The organism is Janthinobacterium psychrotolerans (assembly GCF_001677885.1).
In the GTDB taxonomy this organism is placed as follows: domain Bacteria; phylum Pseudomonadota; class Gammaproteobacteria; order Burkholderiales; family Burkholderiaceae_D; genus Janthinobacterium; species Janthinobacterium psychrotolerans.
The window spans coordinates 1-15278 of sequence record NZ_LOCQ01000023.1 but is presented as its reverse complement, the minus strand read 5'-3'; the positions used below and the strand labels follow the sequence as shown (position 1 = coordinate 15278).

The following is a 15278-nucleotide window of genomic DNA, read 5'->3' as shown; positions in this document are numbered from 1 at the left end:
ATTGGTTGCGGGGACAGGATTTTTTGCACTCTTGTGCAAGTCGTTGAATCTCAAAGGCTTTTTTTTTGTCCCCGCTCGCTCAGTGTCACACAGAGAGCAACACCAATGGCCATTCTTGCCCCACGCCTCGGACGCACACCCGCCGGCATTTACTTTTTTCGACTTAAAGCCGGCGGAACTGATCGCCGCGTCTCGCTTCGCACAAGATGCGCACACACTGCTAACATTGTCGCGTTGCAATTAAATCTCAACATAGAAAGAGCGCGCGCTATGAGCAACCCCAAAATCTCGGATTTTAATTTTGACGCTGCTCGGCTGCGCGATTATGAGATCACGCTAAAAAGCGGCGCGACGATCAAAACGGACGGCAGCGAAGCGGATCATCTACGAGCAATGCAGATGCTCGAAGCTATCGAGCGCCTTGGCCCTATCGACATTGAAGACCAGCCGCCCCGCTCGCAGGCGCCCGCCGCAGCCTCGCCGCCCTCCCTCAAACTGGCCGACGCGGCGAAGCTCTGGCTAGAAGAATGCAGCGGCAAGAATGCCCCTCGCACCGTCGCTGCCAAGGGCTATCATGTCGCCAATTTCATCAAGCTAATGCCCGCTCGGGCTTGCGTTGACGACATCACGCGAGCGAAGATCGTCGAATACAAGCAAGCGCTAATCAAGGAGAAGCAGACGCCGAAGACAATCGACAACAAGCTAATGAGCCTGTTCGACTTCTTCAAATATTTGAGCGCTCACGGCATGCACAGCGGCACCGATAACCCCGTCGCGGGGCTCTTCATGCTCACGAAGACAGAGCGAAAAAACAAGAATCAGCCCTACGACCTCTTCACGCCCGACGACCTCGCCCGCTTCTTCGAGCCCGCAAGCTACCTCGCCGCAATGACAGCGCCCGATACTTTTTGGGGGCCGCTCCTCGGGCTTTTCACGGGCATGCGCATCAGTGAAGCCACAGCGATCAAGCCCGACGATGTGAAGACCGTCGCGGGCGTGCACTATATTCACATCCCGCAATCGAAGACGAGCGCGGGGATTCGCAACGTCCCAATCTGCGAGAGCTTGATAGATTTGGGCCTCCTCGACTATGTTGCCGAAGTGCGCGCCGCAGGCGCCCCCCGACTATTCCCCCATCGCGGCTTGGTTAATGAGTCATACGCAAAAGAGCTGTCTATTGCGATGCTTACCCGGCGCCGGGCGCTCAACATCGAAGACCCCAACGACCGCAAAAGCTTTCACTCTTTCCGCGTGGGCGTCTCGACAATGCTCGCGAACGAAGGCGCGAACACGATGCAAGCAATGCGCATTGTTGGCCACGCTGTGGGCGAGGGCGTCTCGACGCATGCGGGCTACGTCCGCGACCTTCCAGACCTCAAAAATATCGCGGACCTCGTCCGCCACCCCATCGACATTGCAGCGCTCAAATACGCCGGGCAATTCCGCGCCTTCATCGCAAACAAAGCGAATTGGGCCGACGTGAAAGCCGCCGCCAAGGCCGCCGACCTCGCTCGCCGCAAGGCCAACCGCGCCCGACTCACCGGCGCCAAGGCCAAGCCGTAGCCGCCCGCCAACCGCCGCTCCAAGGCCGCTTTTGCGGCCTTTTTAACGGGCGGACTATCCGAGGAAGTTCCCTTCACGCGTTTCGGCTTGCTCCGCTTCTTCCGTGAACATTTGCATGGCGCTCTCGAAAAGTTTGTGATCTACGTTGTTGAGCTGGAACAATTCCCCATTTACGCCAATCGTTTTCAATATTTCACCAAGCGCTACTAAACAAGATGCCCGCAAAGAAAGGTCTCTTTCGAAAACAAAAAAGCCATTGCCGAGAGCAACCGCCGCAACGGCCAATTTATGAGGACGCACGCCAAATTTTCCTTCAAAAATGTCCGGTGTTTGGCTCCACACATGTGCGACTAGATGGGTCGCAATTTTTGCAGGGTCATATTGAAAAATGCCCGCATTTGCTTGAATCTCAAAAAGATTTTGGACAACAACAGCGGCCTCACTTTTTTTAAAAGTGCTCTTTATTCCAGAAAAAAAACCCATGCTTGCTCCTCAAAAAAACAAATTGTAGCAGCTTGCAATTTCCGCAAGACAATATGGCATTAAATTTTTGCCGCTCGTCCAATCTTTATCGCGTGTTCGTCCATTTTTTTTGGTAGCGACAGAACGAGGCAAAAATCGAGAAAAACGCAAAAAATGCCTTTTTTGCTGAGGCGTTGCTGAGATTTTTTTAAGTCCAAAAACCACTCATCGCCATAGGAGAAACCGGGACGAGCGGTCATTTTTAGGGAAAAAATCTCCCCCCCCCCTAAATCGGCGTTCGTTCCCGTGTAATCTGAAAAATCCGCGTGTCCACCAAATTCCAGAAATAACTGCACACAAATCAAAGATTACCGCCCGTCGGATTTACCGCTGAGGCTCTTGTGTTTCCTCAGCAATGCGAGAGGATGGATTGGCAGGAAAAACTCAACAAACGGAGACGGGAAAATGGCTTACAAACCAACAACGAAGAGCGGCAATGCTGTCCACGCGGCAGACGTCGCGAGCGAAGTTAAAAGGGCAATGCGTGAGATGTTCGCGGAAGCCGCAGGCAAAGGCCAGAGCGCCAAAAATTGGGCGGGCGGCGTCTCACTCGATGAACAAATGGAGGCACTAAACTGGCGCGGCGATGCCGCAATCCCGCCCGGCTCGCCCGTCCATGACATTCTCGAAGCTTTCAAGATGCACACCGATCTGCCCCTTGATTTGTCTTTTCATTCATTCCTTTTCTTCTTGTCGAACTACTTCCTTAGCAATGGCGTCTCGATCAAGGTCGGCGGGCAAATAGTCACGCCGGAGCTGTGGACGGTCGTCCTTGCCCCCAGCGGCTCCGGCAAATCCTACTCGCTCTCACGCATTGCAAGCCATGCGCCGGTCGGCGCTCGGGCAACTATCGAAGGCTTCGCAAGCGGTGCAAAGCTTATTGAAATGATGCGCGACAACGAAGAAGCGGGCAAGCCGCAGGCATGGCTCGAAGATGAATTCGGGCAAAAACTCAAAGCCTTGGAGCAAGACGGAAGCCCGCTCTTTGATGCGAAAGCTTATCTCTTGAAGGCATACGACGGCGGGCCAATCTCGCGCGAAACGAAAAGGGATAGCATCGAAGTTGAGCGCTCGAATTTGTCTATATTTGGCGCAACGGTGGACTCAACGTTTATGAAAATCTTGACAGCGGAAAGCCTGCTCGACGGCTTCGCCCAGCGCTTCGCATACGTCCTCGCCGAGCGCGATCCTGAGCGACATTTTGCGGATTATCCGATTTACAGCAACGAAAAAATTGAAGAAGTGACGGAGAGCGCTTGGGCTAGGATTATGAGCGTCCCGCTACATTCGCAATATGAATACAGCTCCGACGCCCTCGACGCATATAAGCGCCACTTTACGACGATGGGCCGAATCATTGACGCGGGCAAAGGGCTTGATGTTAGTTTTTTCCGGCGTCTCATGCAGCGAAGCCACCGCCTCGCCCTGGCTTATCACATCATCCTCGGCGACGCCTCCGACAAAATTACAGTCGTCGATGTTGAATGGGCCATGCGTCTGACGCGACTGCACATCGCCGACGCCGCCCGGCTCATCGCCAAAAAATCGCCCGACGCTAACGCCGCACTCTCAAAGGCCATGGCCCTCGAGAAAAGGCTGACAGACAGCGGCAAGAAGGTTACGCCGAGCGCCGTCCGAGCTGGCCTCCACGCCGCCCGCGACGATCAAGCGCTCGCCGAGGATATCGTCGCTACACTCAAAAACATGCGGCAATAAGAAGCCGCACGCGGCCCCGCGTGGGGCCGCTTTTGCCGCGTGTCGGTAAAGCCGCTGAGGTTCTTGCATTTTCTCAGCAGTGTGAGAGGGTATAGACAGCAACGGCGAGGCCGGGGCAACAAAAAAAAAGGAGCAACATCATGAATGCAGACTATCAAGCCCTCATCTCCACCGGCCTCTATTTCCGCATCGCATCGCAGCACAGCGGATGGTCGCGGGCTTACGCCGGCGCTCATTTCGTAACATTCCGCAGCAACAACATGAACGCCGCAAAGCTTGAAAGCAAGGCGCCCAATGCTAGACCGTTCTCGCATCTCGGCCTTGCTCTTCGCGATTTACTCGAAGAGCTTGATGCTGTCTCTCGCGAGCTGGCCCGCGTCGAGCGTGCAGCGCTCTCCGAAGCCATTCAAGCCGCTCCAAGCCGCAAAGCCTTAGCCCTCTAAGTCAACCCCAAGGCGGCGCCTAGCGCCGCTCTTTCAACATCCCGGAGGCCGACATGGCTAAGACAAAAAACAAAAATTGGGCGCTCATCGAGAGCATGGGCTACACGATCCAGCGCACGCTCGGGGGCAATTTTCCGGCGCAAAGATATGAAGCCGTCCCGCTAAGCGACAGCATCGCATGGCAAATCGGCAGTGCGAGCGGCTGGGCCGCTTCCCGCCCGCTCGACCACCTTGGCCCCAGCCGGGGCAGCGATCTGAGCAAGTGGGCATTGCGGCGAGTCTCTCGCGCAAAAGCTATCGGATTCGGAAAGCTTGACGCGTCGCAATGGCTCGCTGGAAAGCATTGCAGCGCCTGCGCGGACTGCCACGGCTTTCTTTGCCTCGCTTGCGCCTTGGCGATCATCACCCCCGAGCTGGCCCGCGAGTGTAACGGCGAGCCAGCTTGGGCGGCGGCCCGCAAAGGCGGCGCGCTAGACACGGCAATGTCTGAAATGATCGCGGCAACGCCGGCTCTGCGGGCTGAGCGTGAGCGGCTCACGCTGGCCGCACTCGTCCCCACCGCACCCACCGCCTGCCGCCTTGGCGGCAGGCTCTAATAACAAAAAAAGGAGACACACATGGAAAAGACGAGGCAAGAGATTTGCATTGCTGCACTTAGTGCAGCAAACAACGCAAGAAAAGACGAAAGCGGCGCGGAAGCGATGACGCTAATGCAGTCCGAGCTCGAAGCCCGCGCAGCTTACAAAGAACGCGAGAAAGCCCTCGAGGGCGTCAGGCTATACAGCAGCGAACAAGCCGAGGCGCTTCGCCTCGCTCGCAAAGCAATTACAGCAGCGGAAGAGCAGCGCTCCGCCGCATCTATGAGACGCCATCAGACCGCCGCCCGCGCTTACATGGCCCAGCAGGAAGCCGACGCCATTGCCGCAATCATCCCTACCGCACCCGCCGCCCGCCGCCTTGGCGGCAGGCTCTAATACCAACAAAGGAGCGACAAACATGAAGAACAACAAGAGGCCAAATCAAGCCCGAGGCTATACGCTGATCGAGATTCTGCTAGTCCTTGCGGGCGTCTCAGTGATGACTGCCGGAGCTGTTCAGCTCGGGGGCGTCGTCTCGCGACGCTCAGACATTGCGAGCGCGACGGAGACAGCGAGCAGCATTGTCAAAGGCATGGAGGCTCGCTATTCAGTGACTGCAAACTACAACGGAGCAGGGACGGAGCCGCCGACGTTCGTCGGAGGCGCAAAGATCATCGGCAATGCTATCGCGACGCCTTGGGGTCTGGCGACGCTCTTAGCGGAAAGCGATCAACGTGCGGGCGACCGTTGGAGCGTCACTTTTGACGACATACCCCGCGACGCCTGCGCCTCATTTGTCGCGCAGGCGTCGCCGCTCTTCGCGTTCACAAGCATCAACAAGCAGGGCAACACTGCAAAAGAAGGCGAAGCCGTGGCGCCCGACGAAGCCGCAAAGCACTGCGATCAAGCGGCGAACTCTGTGCAATTCTTAGCACGCTCGCTGCGCACGCGAGGCGCAGACGTCGAGCCGCTTTTCGTCGCTCCTGCGGTTTCAGCTTTGCCGCCGTGGATCGCCCCGCCGCCGGCGATTGCGAACGGGGGCGGGCTTGGCGACTCTACGACACTGCATCCCATCCCTGCGCCTGCCCCAACGCCAACGCCTGCCCCCACACCAGCCCCGGCGCCTGTGCCGGCGCCTGCTCCAACGCCCACGCCAACGCCGGTGCCGGCGCCCACGCCTGCCCCCACACCAGCCCCGGCGCCTGTGCCGGCGCCTGCCCCAACGCCCACGCCAACGCCGGCACCGGCGCCCACGCCTGCCCCAACGCCGGCGCCGGCCCCAACGCCAGCCCCAACGCCAGCCCCGGCGGCAAGGTGTCCGCTCATGGACGGAAGTGAAGCGAAAATTGGGCAACGCGTCACACCTTGCGACGTTGAAAATGGCTCGACGGGATACCCGCAGGGGCAAATTTACACTTGCCAAGCCACCGGCTGGAAGCTCAGTCAAACCCCGCAAAAAACCCCGACGATGGTCGTTTGTCGATAGCGAGCGGCGCGGTAAGAGCGAGAGCCAACGCCGCCCCCGCATTGAAGCGGGGGCGGTCTTTTCAAAATCATCAGACGAAAAAAAAGCCGCGCAAGCGGCTTTTTTGTTGGCGAACTTTTACGGCTTCGGCTTACCCGAAGCCGTCGCGGCCAAGGCCTTGGCGGCGGCATTGCCGGCTTTTGAAGAAGCAGATGCCCCAGCGTCCTGCTTTTCTTTGACATATTTACGCAGACCCGCGTCGCTAACGTCAAGCTGCTCGGAGTCGCGGAATCGCTGAGCAATCACGCCCACTGGGACGCCGGCGGCCAGCGCTTTCTCGATGAAAGGCCAGAGCGGCTCGAGGTGATCTTTTAAAACTTTCGGGCGAAAGTTTTCGGGAGCTGCAATCATCTCCTCGAGCAAGCTTTTCATTGCTGAAAAATCTTGTTTGAATTCGACAACCGACGCCCATGCCGGTTCTTTTCCTGCTTCTTTCTTAGCCATTTGCCGCTCCCGTTGTTGCGTTTGTGAAATTGCATTATTGCGCACATTTGAAAATCTGGCAATGCCGAAGCATTGCCGAAATTTAGCGGGCGCATGCGACTGAACTAAGAGCGCTCTTGCCCGATGCTAAATGCGTAAATTTGCAGCTAACTGTCGCAGCGGACTTCGAGCAATCTTGCTCCAATTTTGCGGCGGGCGTATACCATGGCGAAGCGGGATTCCACGCCGGAGCCGCGCCCAAAGTTGCTTCAACAGAAAACCCATCGGGAGCTAGACCAGCCGCAAAAAACGGGGCCAAGGCGGGAAGTGTGCAAGCTGTTGCCGAATTCATAGCGACAGCCGCTGGGCTGCCGGCAGCTTTCGCCATCGCATTTGTATGCGATGCTGCTGCAACGCTCGCAGCTAGTGTTGCAGCTACCGACGCCCCTGCCTCGCTTTTTATATCGATCATTTTTGGCACAGCAACCGCCGCCAGTATTCCCAAAATCAGGATGACAGTGACTAGCTCGACGAGAGTAAATCCCGACCGGATTGCTTGCTTATTTTTCGACATTTTTAAATCTCCTTTGAATGATTTCCCGACGAATCTCGGACGCTAAAAGCATCGCGCATCGACGACCCTCAAACAATCCCGCGACGAACATCAAACGACGAGCGGAGCGGCGGCTGGCGATGATGCGGGACGCGTGGGCCACAGGCCGGACTCGTGGAGCGAGTCCGGGGAGACGGTGGGCCAGCCCCGCAGGGGGCTGGGGGCGGTGAACCGAAGGAACGCCCGGCTAGCGCCCCCACTTCGAGCGGCTCGGGCTTGTCCAAAATGTTTTGCAGAATCAAGCGGGAAGCGAGCGAGCCGCGTCAAAAAATTCAGGAGCAAGCAGCGGAAATTTTTCAAAAAATCAGACGGCGAGCGAGCGGAAAAATATAAAACGAGGCAAGCGAAGGGCGGGCAAACAAATCAAAAAAAATCCATGCTTAGCCCTGGGCGAATCAATAAAGCGGCAGGCAAGCGAGCAGAAAAACAAAAGGCGGGGCGGGCCAAGGGCAAGCCGGCGCGGTAGAAATTTTTCACGCTTCGCCGTAAAAAATTCAAACATCGAAAAAAAAGCCGTGCGCGGGAAAAAATCAAAAACGGGGCAACAGAGAAAAATCTGGCCCGCGCTTGGTGCGTGTCTCACAAGTGAGACCCACCCCAAGCGCTCGAAGCAGAAAAATCAAAAGCTGATACTCATGGACATTACTAACCTGCGGTTAAATCCAAGAGCGACCCAAAAAGCAAAAGCGGCGACACACTGCACGCCCTGGCGTGTTCGCGGCGAAGCCGCAGCGGGGCAAGCTCTTCGCCGGAATGCGCGGCGATTTGTGCTCGCATTTTTTGATGACACAGACACGCGGGAAAAGCGTAGACGAGAATAGCAGCGAACACGCGGCAACGCCGCAGCGGGCTAGGCGTTGCCGCGTGTTCGTTGGATGCGTCGCCGACGCTGCTACGCGTTTCCGACCGGCGGCCATTGTGTCCGATTCCAACCCGTGAGAGCTTAGAGAGAGTTAAAGGGGGGAGGTGTGTCTATTCTTGACACACTAGAAAAGCACGCAGGTAACGCGATGCAAAAACAGGGAGCATAAAAAGATGATTTTCAAAAATTCGGTGCTTGTGCACTTCAAAATCCCGATGGCGGTCGCCGCTGGGCTTCCGTCGCTTCTGAAATTCAGAGGCATGAGCGAGAAAAAATTTTTTGAAATTGCGGCGGTCAAGTTCTTCGAAGAGCTTGAAGAAGAGAAGCAAGAAGCTGTCGAAATGTTGGAGAGCGAGAGCAAGCTGGCCGCGCAATCTCTTGCTCTTGATGCGGCTCTTGCAGACGCTCGCAAACAAATTCGGAATTCGAGAGGGCAACAATGAAAAACCAAAAAGCAAAGGCAAAGGCAAAAAGCATGGCGGCGGTTCATGTGCGTCTCGGCGTCGATCTCGTCGAAGAGCTGGACGCGCTGGCGGCGGGGGCAGGAAAGACTCGGGCCGAGCTGATCCGCGACGCTTTGGCCGGGCATTGCCAAGCATCAAAAACATCGGAGCAAGCAGAGCAGCGGCATGCGGCAATCGTTCAAATTCTTGAAGAGCAAGAGCGGCGAAGAATTTCAGAGAAACTACAACGCGACGAGGATAGCGCTACCATTTATCAAGCCATCGAAGGCCTCGCCGATCTTCTCGGAATCGAGAGACAACAAGAGCCGAAGCGATGAAAAAAACGGCCCTAGCTTTCAAGAATATGACCAAAGCCCTCGCCGCCTTTCGAGCCGCGAGGGCTTTAAAAATTTCGGCGAGGCAAGAGATTTGTGACATTCTGAGAACAGATGAATACATCACGGAAGAGACGCTTAGAGCGCTAGAAGAGCGAGCGGACAGCGCGGCGAAAGCGGCGAGAGAAGCTGCAAAAAAACTTGCAGCTATCAAGCTTGAAGCGGACAAGCAGAAGAAAAAAAAGAGGGGAAAAATATGATGGCCGCGCCGCATGTCATCAACAGATCGAACGCAGAAGGCGCTAAAAGCTATCTGCTTGAATCAGTCCGCTCTGCTTATTACGTCAAGAAAGATGGAGAGGAAAGCAGTCCGAGTGTGTGGCTGGGCGGCGGCGCAAAGGCCTTGGGAATCGCGGGCAAAGCGGTGACGGCGAAAGGATTCGAGCGATTGCTCGAAGGTTTAAATCCAAGCAACGAGAGAAAGCTAACAACAAACGCCGGCGGCAAGAAAAGGGAAAAGCTGGGCTTCGATTGCGTAATGACGCCGCCGAAAAGCGTCGATTTGCTGATGGCCTTCGCGTCGGAATCTACGCGGGCCAAGATCATCAAAGCGCACACAGAGGCGAACGCTGTTGCAATCGAGTGGATGAGCACGCAGCTAGAAATCGGGACAGGGCAAGGCGGGCAACGGCGCGAGAAGTGCGACGGCGTGGCCGTCGCGAGCTTCTTGCACTTCGCGACGCGCGAAGGCGAGCGAGGCATAGACCCCAATTTGCACAGTCACAATGTTATCTTTGCAGCGGCACGGCGCGAAGATGGGAGCTGGGGAAGTCTCGACGAGCGAGGCATTAGAACACTGCGAAAAGAGACGGGCAGCATCTACGCAAGCGTGCTTGCGGAGAAATTGACCGGGCTTAGCTTCGGCATCGAAGAAAGCCCAAGGAACGGCTGGGCCTTCAAAGTCTCGGGAATCAGTGAAGAAGCAGAGCTGGAATTTTCGCAGCGTCATGCAGAAATCGCAGCATACGCAGAAAAGCAAGAGCTAGACTTAACCAACCCAGCGGCCAAAAAAATGGCGTGGGCAAGCACTCGAAAAGCGAAAGAGGAGCCAACCCCGGAAGAAATGCGGGAGGGCTGGGCGATCCGTGGAGCGGCCTTCGGTCTCAACGCCGAGGCCATCGAATCGCTCAGAAAAGCGCCCGAGCAAAACGCCCTGGCGGCGCTCAATGTTCAAGAGATTGCGGACGCCCTCACGGAAAACAAAAGCACTTTTGAGCGCAGGGATTTGTTTTGTGCTGTCGCTCAGAAAGCGGCGCGAAGCGGTGGGCTATCGCGTGATGAGTGCATAAGAGTCACTGACGAATTCTTAAAAGATGCGGCCATTTTCGATCTTGGCCTGCACGAATTAAAAAGCGACAAGATCAATGCCTTGCGGCATGCTCGCAAAGTCCCACAGGCGCCGAAGCGCCGCAAGCTCTACACCACCGCCGCCGCACTCGTCGAAGAGATCAGATTGGCGAAGCTCTACGAATCTGCAACGCAAGACCACCGGCACGACCGCAGCGAAGAGGCCACGGCGGCGGCAATGACTCGCTACGAAGCGAGCATGTCGATCAAGTTCGGCAAGCCGGTGAAGATCAAAGACGAGCAAAGACGGATGGCCGAAGCGCTCGCCGTGTGCGGGCGCGTCGGACTGGTGCAAGGCTCGGCAGGCACAGGCAAATCCTTCGCGGCGGGAGCGGTTCGCGATCTTGAAGAAGCCAGCGGGCAGACCGTCCACGGCGTCAGCCTCGCCGCCGTGGCGGCGGAGGGCTTGAAGAGTGGAGCGGGCATCGCCAAGGGCGGGACGCTCCACAGCCTTTTATTCTCAATCAAGAGCGGCAAGACGAAGCTAAGCGAGCGAGATACGATCATCGTAGACGAAGCCGCTATGGTCGGCAGCGCTCAAATTTTGGAGCTGTTGCAAGCGAGCGAGACGACCGGCGCCAAGCTGATTTTCGTCGGTGACAAGGCCCAATTCGGGGCCATCGCACGCGGTGGTGGCTGGTTTGCGAGCATGCAAGAGACCCACGCACACGCTACGCTATCAGACATTGAGCGGCAAAAAATCGGCTGGCACCTCGCCGCCGTGCATGACATGAAAGACGGGCGAGGCGTCGAGGGCTTGACGGCATTCGCGGCAAATGATTGCTTCAAAGCGTTCGAGAACTCCGGCGCCGCTCTGCGGGCCTTGGCCCATTCATACATCAACGACGAGGCCCCCATGGACAAAAAAATAGCGATGGCAAGCACGCACAAGCAAGCTAAGATTGTCAACGACGAGGCCCGCCGCCTGTTGATCGAGCGCGGCGAATTGGGCAAAGTGGGCCACTTTATGCAATTCGAGAACGCGAAGGGAACGGAAGCTTTTGCCGTCGAAATCCGCACCGGCGACCGCCTGAAATTCACGAAAAACAAAAAACTCAAAAGCGGCGAGCAAGTCCGAAATGGCGAGACTTGCATCGTCTCGCATGTCGGCAAAGCGCCCAGCGGTGAGACCTTTCTAACGCTACAACACGCGAACGGGACAGAGCTAAAAATTGGCTTGCGAGACTATGCCAATTTCTCTTATGCGTATTGCTCGACTGCTGTCGGAGCGCAAGGCGCGACAGTCGCCAAAGCTTTCGCATACATCGACGAGCGAGCATGTCAGCAAAACGGCTACGTTGCCGCGTCTCGCTCGACCGCCGAAACCGTCCTATTTGCCTCGAAGACTTTCGACGGCAAAGGCAAGGACACGACTCTAAAAACGCTGGGCCGCGCTCTCAGCGTAGACAAGAGCGCCGATTATTCGCTGGACTATCTCGACGACGATCAACGCAAGATCATCGAGCAAGCGCTGGACAAGCCTGCCGGGATGGCCGAGGCACTGGCCGAGGCCAAGCACTCGAAGAGCGAGAGCCAGCCGGCAACCCCCAAGGCCGATCCGGTTAGCGAGACCTTGCCGACAGAGACAGCCGAAAACCCGCATGAACCCAATTTAGTAGGGACTCCGAAGCCATGCCCGGCTCCCGCAATCGCGTCGATGGCTTCACGGCTGACAGAGCGTCGGCAGCGCGAAGCGCAGCCACCGAGCACTCAACCGACGCGAGGCCCCCGAGCGTAGAGCAACGGCGAGCGTTGCGAAGCAACCGCAAGGGGCAAGGCCGGAGGCCGAAGCGCTCGCCGCCGGAAATCAGGCGCCCGACGGCCTGGCCCCCGCTCTTTTCGTGTGTTAAAAATGAACACACACACAACGGAGAAAATCATGGCAGAACCTCGCAGCGAAATCATTCACGCGCTCAGGCGCGCCCCGGGCTATGTCGTTCGGACGAGCTTCGTCGTCGCCTTTTTCATTTGCGCCATCGTCGTCGATTTTCTTAAAAATGTATTTGACCGAATCGCCCCGGCGCCGTCGATGGTCGCGCTGATTATCGTGCTCACAATGGGCCTCGTGGCGCTGTGGAAATACTCGCCGAGCGTGTGGCGAATGTGCTGCCGTCCCGACACTCACTTCGACAGAAAGCTAAAACGCGAGAGCGGCGAACGCGAAGCGAAGCGGCTGGCGAAGCGTCAAGAGAAAACGAAAGAGAAGGAAGAAGAGGAGCGGAAGCGGCTGGCGGAGTTTGACCGCAAGCAGCGCCTCCGAGCTTTGATTGGATACGACAAAAGCACGAGCGAACAACAAAAACAACAGGGAGGGCAACAATGAAAAGCACGACGAAATGGGCCGCGAGAGCTTGGCAGTTCCTCGCAATGCTGGGCCTTGGTCTCTTGCCAAGCATAGCCAACGCGGCCCCGAAATTCTTCGAGGTCTCTTGCACGTCCCGAGCTGTCGCGGATTTTCTTGTTCCCATTTTCGGCTCGATGTTCGCAGAATGCGGAGGCACGCCGAACGCATTCGAGAAAACGCTGGGCATCTTCAACGCTGGAATGTTGACCATTGGCGGGCTGATTGCAGCGTATACGCTGATCGTTGGCACCATGCAGACAGCACACGACGGCGACGCGCTGGGCAAGCAGTGGAGCAGCATGTGGATACCCATCCGCACCGTCTTGGGCGTCTCTCTTGTCGTGCCAGTTGCGGGCGGATATTGCATCGCCCAGCTGCTCTTTGGCTTCTTGATCGGACAAGGCGTAGCACTCGCGGATAACGTTTGGAGCGGCTACATCGACGCGACAAGCACGCCGAAGGGCCTCGCCCCGACGATTGTCATGCCAGCGGTCGCAGAGCTTGCAAAGGGCGTGCTTATCTCGCAGCTATGCGTTGAGGGCTATAACAGTGGCGTCATCGACGGAATGAATTCAAAGATGACGACAAAGAGCAGCACGGGCGCCCGTTTCTACGGCATCAACGGCGGCAACGATTGCGGCGGCGTCGCTTACAGCACTATCAGATTAACAGCAGCAAAAGCCAAAGCCGCGCTGCTCGGATCAACGACAGACCCCACCGCGCTCAATGCTGTGCAGGACGCTCACATGTCAGCGCTGGCGACCTTGGAGCATGACATGAACAAGACCGCTCGCGAGGTTGTTGCATTCACGAACGACGGCGCCAAGGCGCCCGACGTCATCGCAGCAGTAAACGCTGCAATCGCTCAATACCAAACCACCATCGCCAGGGCGGCGTCGATCTTCACGCAAGTCGACGATATGAAAAAATTCATGGACGGAGCGAAGAGCGATGGCTGGATGCTGGCTGGGGCGTGGTTTATGAAGTCGGCACAGATGCAAGACGAAGTCCGGCGTGCAATTGCCGACGTTCCGACAGCATCAGCGCCGAGCCTCGACTCGAAGAGCTATGCGGCAGGCGGGGATACCGGCAAATTTGTCGAAGCGCTCGCGGGCATCGTGTCCCGCAGCGGCGGCGCTCGCATCGCAGACAAAGACGTTGGAGAAGCGGCGGGGCGCGTCGGAGATTCGAGCAATCCGCTCTCGCGTGTCGCGAAAGATTTGAGCGCCTCCATCTTCGCCGACGGCGTGCTAAGCGCGCTCACACTCAACCCCGACCGCCATCCGCTCATGGCTATGAAAGACTTCGGCGACAACCTGATGGTGGGCAGCGAGCTGGGCATTGTCGCTGGCGTAGCGATGATCGGAGTGAGCGAAGGAACAAAGGCAACGAACGGCAGCGCGTGGGGCGAGGTGCTTGGCGTGCTCACGCTCGGCACATCGAAAGCCATCGCAGGCGCGGCAGTGGGCGCTCTGAATGCTGTCGGCTGGATCATGATCGCGATATGTTCGACGCTCTTCGTCTTCGCCGCGAGCGTCGCCGTATTCCTGCCCATGCTGCCCTTCTTGCTGTATTTTGGGGCCGCTATCGGCTGGCTGCTGCTGTGCATTGAAGCCGTGATAGCGGCGCCGCTCTGGGCCGTGATGCACTTGAATCCGCACGGCGATGGCCTCGCCGGCAACGCCCGAGCGGGCTATCTGCTGCTCCTCGGCGTGCTCCTGCGCCCTGCATTCATCACGCTCGGATATGTCGCCGCGCTCACAGCCTTGGCCCCTGTGCTGGGCGCATTCAATGCCGTCTTCGCGTCAGTCTTCAAGCTGTCGCAGGTCGGCTCACTCGTCGGCCTTGGCACGTCGATAATGATGATTGCAATTTATTTTGGCGCGGTCGTCTATCTCATCAAGCATGTGATCGGATTCATTCACAAAATCGGCGACAATTTGATGAGATGGGTTGGCGGCGGACGCGAGCAGATGGGCGAAGCGGCGGCGGGCCTTGGCGGCGCGGGCGAGAAGATCGCAGGCGTGGCAGGCGCGGCCAGCGTCGCAGCGGCAACGAAATCATTCACACGCCAAGGCGCCGGCGCCGGCGCTGGCGGCAGGCAAGGCGGCAAGGAGCAGCAGGGCGCTGCAACGACCGAGAAGCCCGCAGCGTCGCCGGACAGCGACAGCCCGAGCGCTCGGGAAGCGTCAGCGAGCACGCCAGAGGCCCCGAAGGCGACGGCCCCGGCCAAGGCCGAGGGAATCCAGCGGGCGCCAGCGCGGAGGCCTCAAATTCGCCCTGGGCGCGGGCCCGGCGAACAATAGACGCAAAAAAAAACGCGCTTCGAAATCATCCGAGGCGCGTTGCTTAGTGTTACACTTGCGAGACCCCCGAAAACCCCAGCACACTGAGCAGGAATCCTTTGAGATCAACGACTTACAGAATTGGTTGCGGGGACAGGATTTGAACCTGTGACCTTCGGGTTATGAGCCCGACGAGCTGCCAGACTGCTCCACCCCGCA

At 57.6% G+C, this 15278-nt stretch carries 16 protein-coding genes and 1 tRNA gene; 12 read left to right on the top strand and 5 right to left on the bottom strand.

Translation table 11 applies throughout. The features are described from left to right. Window positions 1–270 precede the first annotated feature (270 nt). Entirely contained in the window at window positions 271–1563 is a 1293-nt protein-coding gene (locus ASR47_RS00435) for a tyrosine-type recombinase/integrase (RefSeq protein ID WP_065305811.1), read from the top strand. Window positions 1564–1617: 54 nt separating this feature from the next. Here the strand turns inward: ASR47_RS00435 and ASR47_RS26740 are convergent, their stop codons facing one another. Continuing rightward, window positions 1618–2046: a hypothetical protein gene (locus ASR47_RS26740; protein ID WP_150127606.1), complete on the bottom strand. Its 429-nt coding sequence runs from the start codon at window positions 2044–2046 to the stop codon at window positions 1618–1620. 59 nt (window positions 2047–2105) lie between these two features. Further along, on the bottom strand, window positions 2106–2381 hold the full coding sequence (locus tag ASR47_RS26735; RefSeq protein WP_150127605.1) for a hypothetical protein: 276 nt from the start codon (window positions 2379–2381) through the stop codon (window positions 2106–2108). Between the two features lie 109 nt (window positions 2382–2490). Here ASR47_RS26735 and ASR47_RS00425 point away from each other — a divergent pair, with 109 nt between their 5' ends. The 4 genes from ASR47_RS00425 (at window position 2491) to ASR47_RS00410 (ending at window position 5218) form a co-directional block, all read left to right on the top strand. Continuing rightward, a complete protein-coding gene (locus ASR47_RS00425) occupies window positions 2491–3801 on the top strand; it encodes a DUF3987 domain-containing protein (RefSeq protein WP_065305809.1) in 1311 nt (436 codons plus the stop codon). 140 nt (window positions 3802–3941) lie between these two features. Next, complete coding sequence (locus tag ASR47_RS00420) at window positions 3942–4244, top strand: hypothetical protein (protein ID WP_065305808.1); 303 nt, start codon at window positions 3942–3944, stop codon at window positions 4242–4244. A 53-nt stretch (window positions 4245–4297) separates the two neighbouring features. Continuing rightward, on the top strand, window positions 4298–4840 hold the full coding sequence (locus tag ASR47_RS00415) for a hypothetical protein (protein ID WP_065305807.1): 543 nt from the start codon (window positions 4298–4300) through the stop codon (window positions 4838–4840). A 21-nt stretch (window positions 4841–4861) separates the two neighbouring features. Continuing rightward, complete coding sequence (locus ASR47_RS00410) at window positions 4862–5218, top strand: hypothetical protein (protein ID WP_065305806.1); 357 nt, start codon at window positions 4862–4864, stop codon at window positions 5216–5218. A 1207-nt stretch (window positions 5219–6425) separates the two neighbouring features. On the opposite strand, the gene ASR47_RS00400 is transcribed toward ASR47_RS00410, so the two are convergent. Beyond that, a complete protein-coding gene (locus ASR47_RS00400; RefSeq protein ID WP_065305804.1) occupies window positions 6426–6791 on the bottom strand; it encodes a hypothetical protein in 366 nt (121 codons plus the stop codon). A gap of 82 nt (window positions 6792–6873) precedes the next feature. Further along, on the bottom strand, window positions 6874–7344 hold the full coding sequence (locus ASR47_RS28300; RefSeq protein ID WP_082988622.1) for a type II secretion system protein: 471 nt from the start codon (window positions 7342–7344) through the stop codon (window positions 6874–6876). A gap of 269 nt (window positions 7345–7613) precedes the next feature. Between ASR47_RS28300 and ASR47_RS26730 the strand changes: the two genes are divergently transcribed. The 7 genes from ASR47_RS26730 to ASR47_RS00370 all read left to right on the top strand — a co-directional run bounded on the left by ASR47_RS26730 (window position 7614) and on the right by ASR47_RS00370 (window position 15080). After that, window positions 7614–8204 carry a hypothetical protein gene (locus ASR47_RS26730; RefSeq protein ID WP_150127604.1) on the top strand — a complete coding sequence of 197 codons (591 nt, stop codon included), beginning with the start codon at window positions 7614–7616 and terminating at the stop codon, window positions 8202–8204. Window positions 8205–8418: 214 nt separating this feature from the next. Beyond that, window positions 8419–8688: a hypothetical protein gene (locus ASR47_RS00395; RefSeq protein ID WP_065305803.1), complete on the top strand. Its 270-nt coding sequence runs from the start codon at window positions 8419–8421 to the stop codon at window positions 8686–8688. Further along, window positions 8685–9026, top strand: coding sequence for a ribbon-helix-helix protein, CopG family (locus ASR47_RS00390; protein WP_082988621.1), 342 nt, complete (start codon window positions 8685–8687; stop codon window positions 9024–9026). Before ASR47_RS00395 ends, ASR47_RS00390 begins: the two co-directional genes overlap by 4 nt. Continuing rightward, on the top strand, window positions 9023–9283 hold the full coding sequence (locus tag ASR47_RS00385; protein WP_065305801.1) for a hypothetical protein: 261 nt from the start codon (window positions 9023–9025) through the stop codon (window positions 9281–9283). The genes ASR47_RS00390 and ASR47_RS00385 overlap by 4 nt, the downstream gene beginning before the upstream one ends. Continuing rightward, window positions 9280–12168: a MobF family relaxase gene (gene mobF, locus ASR47_RS00380; RefSeq protein WP_065305800.1), complete on the top strand. Its 2889-nt coding sequence runs from the start codon at window positions 9280–9282 to the stop codon at window positions 12166–12168. Before ASR47_RS00385 ends, mobF begins: the two co-directional genes overlap by 4 nt. A 141-nt stretch (window positions 12169–12309) precedes the next feature. Further along, window positions 12310–12753: a hypothetical protein gene (locus tag ASR47_RS00375; protein ID WP_065305799.1), complete on the top strand. Its 444-nt coding sequence runs from the start codon at window positions 12310–12312 to the stop codon at window positions 12751–12753. Beyond that, window positions 12750–15080, top strand: coding sequence for a DotA/TraY family protein (locus tag ASR47_RS00370; RefSeq protein ID WP_065305798.1), 2331 nt, complete (start codon window positions 12750–12752; stop codon window positions 15078–15080). Before ASR47_RS00375 ends, ASR47_RS00370 begins: the two co-directional genes overlap by 4 nt. A gap of 121 nt (window positions 15081–15201) precedes the next feature. Here the strand turns inward: ASR47_RS00370 and ASR47_RS00365 are convergent. Then, window positions 15202–15278, bottom strand: a tRNA-Met gene (locus tag ASR47_RS00365).

Coding starts and splice junctions, on each gene's coding strand:
- ASR47_RS00435 (WP_065305811.1), top strand. CDS start 271: ATGAGCAACCCCAAAATCTCGGATTTTAATTTTGACGCTGCTCGGCTG.
- ASR47_RS26740 (WP_150127606.1), bottom strand. CDS start 2,046: ATGGGTTTTTTTTCTGGAATAAAGAGCACTTTTAAAAAAAGTGAGGCC.
- ASR47_RS00425 (WP_065305809.1), top strand. CDS start 2,491: ATGGCTTACAAACCAACAACGAAGAGCGGCAATGCTGTCCACGCGGCA.
- ASR47_RS00420 (WP_065305808.1), top strand. CDS start 3,942: ATGAATGCAGACTATCAAGCCCTCATCTCCACCGGCCTCTATTTCCGC.
- ASR47_RS00415 (WP_065305807.1), top strand. CDS start 4,298: ATGGCTAAGACAAAAAACAAAAATTGGGCGCTCATCGAGAGCATGGGC.
- ASR47_RS00410 (WP_065305806.1), top strand. CDS start 4,862: ATGGAAAAGACGAGGCAAGAGATTTGCATTGCTGCACTTAGTGCAGCA.
- ASR47_RS00400 (WP_065305804.1), bottom strand. CDS start 6,791: ATGGCTAAGAAAGAAGCAGGAAAAGAACCGGCATGGGCGTCGGTTGTC.
- ASR47_RS28300 (WP_082988622.1), bottom strand. CDS start 7,344: ATGTCGAAAAATAAGCAAGCAATCCGGTCGGGATTTACTCTCGTCGAG.
- ASR47_RS00395 (WP_065305803.1), top strand. CDS start 8,419: ATGATTTTCAAAAATTCGGTGCTTGTGCACTTCAAAATCCCGATGGCG.
- ASR47_RS00390 (WP_082988621.1), top strand. CDS start 8,685: ATGAAAAACCAAAAAGCAAAGGCAAAGGCAAAAAGCATGGCGGCGGTT.
- ASR47_RS00385 (WP_065305801.1), top strand. CDS start 9,023: ATGAAAAAAACGGCCCTAGCTTTCAAGAATATGACCAAAGCCCTCGCC.
- mobF (WP_065305800.1), top strand. CDS start 9,280: ATGATGGCCGCGCCGCATGTCATCAACAGATCGAACGCAGAAGGCGCT.
- ASR47_RS00375 (WP_065305799.1), top strand. CDS start 12,310: ATGGCAGAACCTCGCAGCGAAATCATTCACGCGCTCAGGCGCGCCCCG.
- ASR47_RS00370 (WP_065305798.1), top strand. CDS start 12,750: ATGAAAAGCACGACGAAATGGGCCGCGAGAGCTTGGCAGTTCCTCGCA.